Origin of the sequence: Tahibacter caeni, from assembly GCF_024609805.1 — a bacterium.
Lineage (GTDB): Bacteria > Pseudomonadota > Gammaproteobacteria > Xanthomonadales > Rhodanobacteraceae > Tahibacter > Tahibacter caeni.
The window spans coordinates 1-7198 of sequence record NZ_JANFVR010000255.1; the positions used below are offsets into that span (position 1 = coordinate 1).

Sequence of the window (7198 nt, forward strand, 5' to 3'; positions counted from 1 at the left end):
GGCGGCGGTCGCGGCCGGCCCGACCCGGCGGCGGGCCGGCCGCCGCGTGTGCGGCCGGGCGTTCATGCGCGGCACCGTTCCGCAGTAGACTGCGAGCCTTTTCGGCGACCGGGACGTCCATGACTTCAGCAGCGCTGGGCCGCATCGACGACGCACGCATCGGCATCATCGGCCTGGGCTACGTCGGCCTGCCGCTGGCCGTGGAATTCGGCCGGCAGCTGCCGACCGTGGGTTTCGACATCGCCGCAGCACGCGTCGCCGCGCTGAGCGCCGGACACGACCACACGCGCGAAGTCTCGCCGGAGGAACTGGCTTCGGCTACGCAGCTGCGCTACAGCGCCGACCCGACCGCCCTGCGCGACTGCAACGTCTTCATCGTGACCGTGCCGACGCCGATCGACGTCGCCAAGCAGCCCGACTTCGCGCCGCTGCTGTCGGCCAGCCGCACGGTCGGCCGGGCGATCGCGCGCGGCGCCGTCGTCGTGTTCGAGTCGACCGTCTATCCGGGCGCGACCGAGGAAGTCTGCGTGCCGGTCATCGAACGCGAATCGGGACTGGCCTGCAACGTCGACTTCTTCGTCGGCTACAGCCCCGAGCGCATCAATCCGGGCGACCAGGGCCATCGCCTGCCCGACATCGTCAAGGTCACCTCGGGTTCGACGCCGGCTGCGGCCGAGTTCGTCGACGCGCTGTACCGGCGCATCATCCGCGCCGGCACGCACAAGGCCTCGAGCATCCGCGTGGCCGAGGCGGCGAAGGTCATCGAGAACACCCAGCGCGACGTCAACATCGCGCTGGTCAACGAGCTCGCGCAGATCTTCGCGCGGCTGGGCATCGACACCGCCGAAGTCCTCGAAGCCGCCGGCACGAAGTGGAATTTCCTGCCGTTCCGGCCGGGCCTCGTCGGCGGCCACTGCATAGGCGTGGATCCGTACTACCTCACGCACAAGGCGCAGCAGATCGGCTATCACCCGGACGTGATCCTGGCCGGCCGGCGCATCAACGACGGCATGGGCGCCTACGTCGCGCAGCGCGTCGTGCGCCTGATGACGCGCAGGCACATCGCGCTCGTCGACGCGCGCGTGCTCGTGCTCGGCCTCACGTTCAAGGAAAACTGCCCGGACCTGCGCAACACGCGCGTCGTCGACGTCATCGCCGAGCTGCGCGACTACGGCATGCAGGTCGACGTGCACGATCCCTGGTGCGACGCGGCCGAAGCCCGCGCCGAATACGGACTGGAGCTGCTCGCGGCGGTGCCGCAGGGCCGCTACGACGCGATCGTTCTGGCCGTCGCGCATCGCGAGTTCAAGGCGCTGGGCGCGGCTGCGGTCCGCGCGGCCGGCAAGCCCGGCGCCGTGCTGTTCGACGTCAAGAACTTGTTCGCGCGCGACGAGGTCGACGAACGCCTCTGAGCGCCGAACGCAGCGGCTATCATGCGTTCCCGGTCGCCGGCGCGGCGCGGAAGCGGACGACGGGCTGCCGTTTTCCGGCACTGATCACGGAGTTTTCTGCATGCGAATCCTGATTACGGGCGCGGCCGGTTTCATCGGCTCGGCCCTGGCCCACCGCCTGCTCGACCGCGGCGACGAGGTGCTCGGCTACGACAACCTCAACGACTACTACGACGTGCGCCTCAAGCAGGCGCGACTGGACCGGCTGCTGACGCGCGAGGGCTTCCGCTTCGTCAAGGGCGCGCTCGAGGACCGCGCGACGCTCGAAGCGGCCTTCGCCGACGCCGCGCCGCAGCGCGTCGTCAATCTCGCAGCCCAGGCCGGCGTGCGCTATTCGCTGGAGAACCCGCGCGCCTACATCGATTCCAACGTCGTCGGCTTCCTCAACGTGCTCGAAGCCTGTCGCCACCGCGACATCGAGCACTTGGTCTATGCCTCGTCGAGCTCGGTCTACGGCGCCAACCGCAAGCTGCCGTTCGCGGTCGAGGACAGCGTCGACCATCCGGTCAGCCTCTACGCCGCGAGCAAGAAGACCAACGAACTCATGGCGCACACCTACAGCCATCTGTTCCGGCTGCCGACCACGGGTCTGCGCTTCTTCACGGTCTACGGCCCCTGGGGCCGGCCCGACATGGCCCTGTTCCTGTTCACGCGCAAGATTCTCGCCGGCGAGCCGATCGACGTATTCAACTACGGCAAGCACACGCGCGACTTCACCTACGTCGACGACATCGTCGAAGGCGTGATCCGCACGCTCGACCGCGTGCCCGGCCCCCATCCGGCCTTCGATCCGCTGCGGCCCACGCCGGCCAGCAGCCAGGCGCCGTACCGCGTCTACAACATCGGCAATCACCGGCCCGTACAGCTGTCGCGCTACATCGAGCTCATCGAGCAGGCGCTCGGCCGCACCGCCGAGAAGCGCCTGCTGCCGCTGCAGCCCGGCGACGTGCCCGATACCGCCGCCGACGTCAGCGCGCTGATGCGCGACACCGGCTACAGTCCGGAAACGCCCGTCGAAGTGGGCGTCGCGCGCTTCGTCGCGTGGTACCGCGAGTTCTACGCGGTCTGAGCCGCGCGCGCTTTTGCGCACGGACCTGGCCGGCCGCCGTCGGCGGCGGACCGGCCGATCGCGGCATCTCCGCGCCCCCTGCCGGACGGGGCGGCGGCCGTCCTGTTCAGCGGCGCGCCGTCCCGGCGGTCAGAACGCGCGCGAAAAGCCCACGAACAGCGACGTCGTCGCGTCGGTGTCCGGCTCGACGAACGGGCTGTCGCGGATCTCGTCGGGCAAGATGCTGTATTTGATATTTCCGAGCATCATCCACTTTTCCCCGAGCGGCCGCAGGAAGGTGACGCCGACGTGCGGAACGGTCACCGCGCCGGGGCGGTAGTCAATCGCGCCGCGCGCGGCTTCCTCGGGCAAGGTGCCGTAGTAGTAGTCGGCCATGTCCTTCGACTGCCAGGTCACGCCGACCTTCGGCGTCAGGGTCGACTGCCCGAACTCGAACGGATAGCCATATTCCAGCGAGACTTCCTGGCCGCCGCTGCGGTCGGCGACGTCGGCCAGCAGTTCCGCTTCGAGCTCGCCGGCGCGGCCGCGCCATTTCAGGCCGAGGCCGACGTCGACGCCGTTCTTGCGGTCTTCCAGCAGCCGGTAGTCGAGCCCGTTGCGCGCCAGGGCCGCGCGGCCGAGATCATCGACCTTGAAGCCGTCCAGGCGCGCCTTCGCAACGGCCGACATCTCGAACGAACCCAGCTCGAGAACGGTCCAGCCGGCACTGATGCCGCGAAAATGAAACCGTTCGCCCTGATAGCCGATCAGCGGGATCGGAATGACGCGCGTGCCCTCGCCGGCATAGGGGCTGTCGGAGACGACCGCCGCGACGCCGAGCTGCCAGCCGCGCGGCGGGCCGTCCGGCCCGCCCTCGTCGGCATCTTCGGCCTGCGCGACGGCGCTCAACGACAACCCGGACAGCAGCACGAGCCACAGAAATTTCATCATGGGAAGCCTGACCTTCTTCGAGTAGGGGAATGCCCGACGCGGGCGCGGCCCGCGCAGGCGGCGCTGCGCGGGAGTCAGCGTCCGCGGCAGCATGAAGCGGCGATGTCGCTGCAATGTCGCCGCCGCGCGCACGGGCGGTGCCGGCTTCACGCCGTGCCGTGCGGCCGCCTCGACGCGGGGCGCGGGCTCAGTCGCCGCCGAGCGCGACGACGCCGGCGCTGACGTCCAGCGTGGCGCGCGTGCCGCCGCCGGCGACGGGCTCGATCGACACGGTCCAGCCGAAGCGGTCGGCGATGCGCCCGATCAGGAACAGGCCCAGGCCCTGCCCGCGCACCGGCATCGGCCGGCGCAGGCTGTCGCGGTAGCGCCGCGCCGCCTCGACCGGATCGAATCCGCTGCCCGAGTCGGCCACGGCGATGACGCCGCCGCGCAAGGTCAGCTCCACGCGGCCCGCATCCGTGTTCTCGATCGCGTTGCGCAGCAGGTTGCTGACGGCGATGCGCACCATCGCCTCGGGCGCGGCGATCGCTGCGGGTTCCAGCTCGCCCAGCCGCAGCTGCATCGGCTTGCCGCGCAGCAGGTGCTCGTGGTCGCGGACCAGCCGCGGCAGCAGCTCGTGCAGCACCGTGACCTCGACGGGCCCGGCGGCCGGCGCCGCTTCGCGCGCGAGGTACAGCAGCGCGACCATGGTTTCGGACAGATCCTCCACGGCGTGCGTCATGCGCGCGAGCGCCGGCTTCGACGCGTCCGGCAGCGGAATCTGGCGCAGCACGTCGAGCGCGCCGGCAATCACGGCGATCGGCGTGCGGAACTCGTGGCTGGCCTGGTCGAGCAGGCTGCGCTCGCGTTCGATGAAACGTTCCACGCGCTCCAGATGCGCATTGCTCGCGTGCGCGATGACCCGGACCTCTTCGCGCTTGTAAGTGGTCGGCAGCCGCTCTCCGACGCTGCCCGGATCGATGGCCTGCATGCGCGCCGCGAGATCGCGCACGGGACGCACGAGGTTGGCATGCAGCCAGGCGATCACGCCGCAGATCAGCGCCAGCAGCACCAGCGCCCAGAGGCCGCTGAGGACGGAGTCGCGGTTCTGCTGCTGCTCCAGCTCGGCGATGTCGATCACCGTGATCAGCCGGCCCGGCGGCAGATCGACGACGAGCACGTGCACGCTGTCGTTGGTCGGCAATGTGCCGACGATGCCTTCCGACGAGTACCGGCCGGCGGCCAGATGCGCGAGATAGCCGGGCACGGCCGGCGCGGCGCGGCCGTCCTCGACGTACCACGCGCGGATCACGCCCTGGGCCGGCAGCGAGGCGAAGTCGCCGCGGCGCACGCGGCCGGCGTAGTCGGCCGACAGCACCTCGAGCAGGTCGGACCAGATCTTGTGCTCGATCAGCCGCTGGCTGCTGAAGGCCTGGATGGACAGCGCCGCGACCATCATCAGGCCGAACACGATCAGCGCGGCGCTGATCCACCAGTGCACGCTGCGCGGCTCGCTCAGCAGGGACGACAGTCGGCTCAACGGACGCACAGCCGGTAGCCCGAGCCCGGCACCGTGTGCAGCAGCGGCGCCTCCGGCTCCACGTCGACGGCCCGGCGCAGCACGTACATGTGCGAGCGCAGCAGGTCGGCGCCCGGCGCGCCGTCGTCGCCCCAGGCCGCGCGCTCGAGCCGCGCACGCGCGACCACGTGCGGGCTTTCGCGCATCAGCAGCTCGAGCAGACGCCGTCCGGTGCGGGTCAGCGCGACGCGCCGGCCGGCGCGATGCGCTTCCTGCGTGCTCAGATTGAACTGCAGATCGCCGACCGCGAGCACGTCGTCGGGCGCGGCCGCCTGCCGGCGCCGCGCGACCAGCGCGCGCAGGCGGACTTCGATCTCGGCCAGCGCGACCGGCTTGACCAGGTAGTCGTCGAGGCCCGACTCGAACCCGTCGATCTTGTCGGCGAGCTGGTCGCGCGCGGTCAGCATGATCACCGGCACCGCCTTCTTCGCCTCGCCGCGCAGCCGGCGCAGCAGCGAAAGGCCGTCGAGCCGCGGCAGGTTCCAGTCGAGCACGATCGCGTCGTAGTCCTTCGACGCGGCCAGATGCAGACCCGACAGCCCGTCGGGCGCGGCGTCGAGGCTGTGGCCGCAGGCTTCGAGGTAGTCGTAGAGATTGGCGGCCAGCTGCGCGTTGTCCTCGATGACGAGGATGGCCAGGGGCTCCTTGGTCACGGCGGTTTCGCCAACAGTGAACGGCCGGTACAAGATTAGGCCTCGATCTCGGAACCGTCCATCGGCGCGGCGCCGCGGCGCCCGCCGAACCACAGGCGCAGGTGACGCACGGCATCGTCGATGACGCTGTAGACGACCGGTATCACGAGCAAGCACAGCGCCGTCGACGTGAGCAATCCGCCGATGACGACGACGGCCATTGGCGCGCGGAAGCTCGGGTCGGCGCCGAGGCCCAGCGCGACCGGCAGCATGCCTGCGCCCATCGCGATCGTCGTCATGACGACGGGCCGTGCGCGCTTGCGGCAGGCGTCGACGATCGCGCGGCGCCGGCTCAGCCCGTGATCGCGCCGCGCGATGACGATGTAGTCGACCAGCAGGATCGCGTTCTTCGTGGTGATGCCCATGAGCATGATCAGGCCGATCATCGACGGCATGGACAGGCTGTAGCCGGTGACGAGCAGCGCGGCGAAGGCGCCCGGAACCGACAGCGCGAGAGCCGCGAGCACCGTCACCGGCTGCGCGAAGTCCTTCAGCAGCAGCACCAGCACGAGGTAGACGCAGAACACGCCGGCGAGCATGGCCAGCGCGAAGCCTGCGGCGAGCTCGTCCATCGCTTCGGCGTCGCCGGCCGTCGTCTGCTCCACGCCGCGCGGCAGCGCGCGCAGGCTCGGCAGCGCCGCGGCCGCGCGCTCGACCGCGGCCAGCGGTCGGCCGTCGAGCTCGACCGTGAAACTCACGTTTCGCCGGCGGTCGCGACGGGTCAAGGTCGACGGCCCGCTCGCGATGTCGAGGTCGGCGACGCTTTCCAGCGGCACCACACCGCGCGCACCGGGAATGGGCAGCCGGCGCAGGACGTCGGGATCATCGCGGCCGCGGTCGGCCAGGCGCACCACGACCGGCACCTGCCGTTCGCCGAGATCGAGCTTGGCGAGCGCCTCACCATAGTCGCCGGACGTCGCGATGCGCAAGGTGTCGGCGATGGCCGCCGAGGTGACGCCTAGGTCCGCGGCGCGCGCGAAGTCGGGGCGGACCACGAGCTCGGGCCGCACCAGGCTGGCCGACGAGGTGACGGCGCCGATGCCCGGGATGCCACGCAGCTCGCGCTCGACCATCGGCGCATGCCGCAGCAGCAGCTGCCCGTCGTCGGCGGCGAGCACGAGTTCGAAGCGGTCGCCGCCGAGGCCGACGCCGATCCGCACGCCAGGCAAGGGTTCCAGCGCCCGGCGCAGCCGGCTCTCGATGGATTGCCGCGTCGCGCCGTCGCGCCGGTTTCGCGGCGCCAGGTTGACGGTGAGCACGGCCTGCGTGACGGCGGCCGGCGTTGCCGGCTCGCCGGGCCCTTCCGATTCGCCGCCGCGGGCACCGGCGGCCGTGTAGACCGATGCGACGTGCGGCACGGCGGCGATCAACCGGCGCGCGCGCTCGGCGGCGGCCACGGTGTCGCGCAAGGTGCTGCCCGGCGGCAGCGACACGGTCACCTGCGTGCGGTCGCCGTCGTCGGCGGGCATGAATTCGCCGGGCAGCAGCGCGGCGACGG

General features: G+C 71.1%; 6 protein-coding genes. 2 read left to right on the forward strand and 4 right to left on the reverse strand.

Annotation, left to right across the window (positions count from 1 at the left end; genetic code table 11):
* Positions 1-119: 119 nt before the first annotated feature.
* Together NON22_RS17815 and NON22_RS17820 are read left to right on the forward strand one after the other, a co-directional pair.
* Positions 120-1412, forward strand: coding sequence for a nucleotide sugar dehydrogenase (locus tag NON22_RS17815; protein WP_306673886.1), 1293 nt, complete (start codon positions 120-122; stop codon positions 1410-1412).
* A gap of 100 nt (positions 1413-1512) precedes the next feature.
* Positions 1513-2520, forward strand: coding sequence for an NAD-dependent epimerase (locus NON22_RS17820; protein WP_257388291.1), 1008 nt, complete (start codon positions 1513-1515; stop codon positions 2518-2520).
* Positions 2521-2649: 129 nt separating this feature from the next.
* Here NON22_RS17820 and NON22_RS17825 read toward each other — a convergent pair whose 3' ends face one another.
* From NON22_RS17825 to NON22_RS17840, 4 genes are all read right to left on the reverse strand, one after another.
* A complete protein-coding gene (locus NON22_RS17825) occupies positions 2650-3447 on the reverse strand; it encodes a MipA/OmpV family protein (RefSeq protein WP_257388292.1) in 798 nt (265 codons plus the stop codon).
* 190 nt (positions 3448-3637) lie between these two features.
* Complete coding sequence (locus NON22_RS17830; protein ID WP_257388294.1) at positions 3638-4969, reverse strand: sensor histidine kinase; 1332 nt, start codon at positions 4967-4969, stop codon at positions 3638-3640.
* Positions 4966-5646 (reverse strand): response regulator transcription factor, encoded by a 681-nt coding sequence (locus tag NON22_RS17835; protein ID WP_257388297.1) that lies wholly within the window; start codon positions 5644-5646, stop codon positions 4966-4968. Before NON22_RS17835 ends, NON22_RS17830 begins: the two co-directional genes overlap by 4 nt.
* A gap of 50 nt (positions 5647-5696) precedes the next feature.
* On the reverse strand, positions 5697-7198 hold a 1502-nt coding region (locus NON22_RS17840; protein ID WP_257388295.1), incomplete at its 5' end, for an efflux RND transporter permease subunit.

Excerpts from the sequence above, each read along its gene's own strand:
- NON22_RS17820 (WP_257388291.1), top strand. The coding sequence starts at position 1,513 with ATGCGAATCCTGATTACGGGCGCGGCCGGTTTCATCGGCTCGGCCCTG.
- NON22_RS17825 (WP_257388292.1), bottom strand. The coding sequence starts at position 3,447 with ATGAAATTTCTGTGGCTCGTGCTGCTGTCCGGGTTGTCGTTGAGCGCC.
- NON22_RS17815 (WP_306673886.1), top strand. The coding sequence starts at position 120 with ATGACTTCAGCAGCGCTGGGCCGCATCGACGACGCACGCATCGGCATC.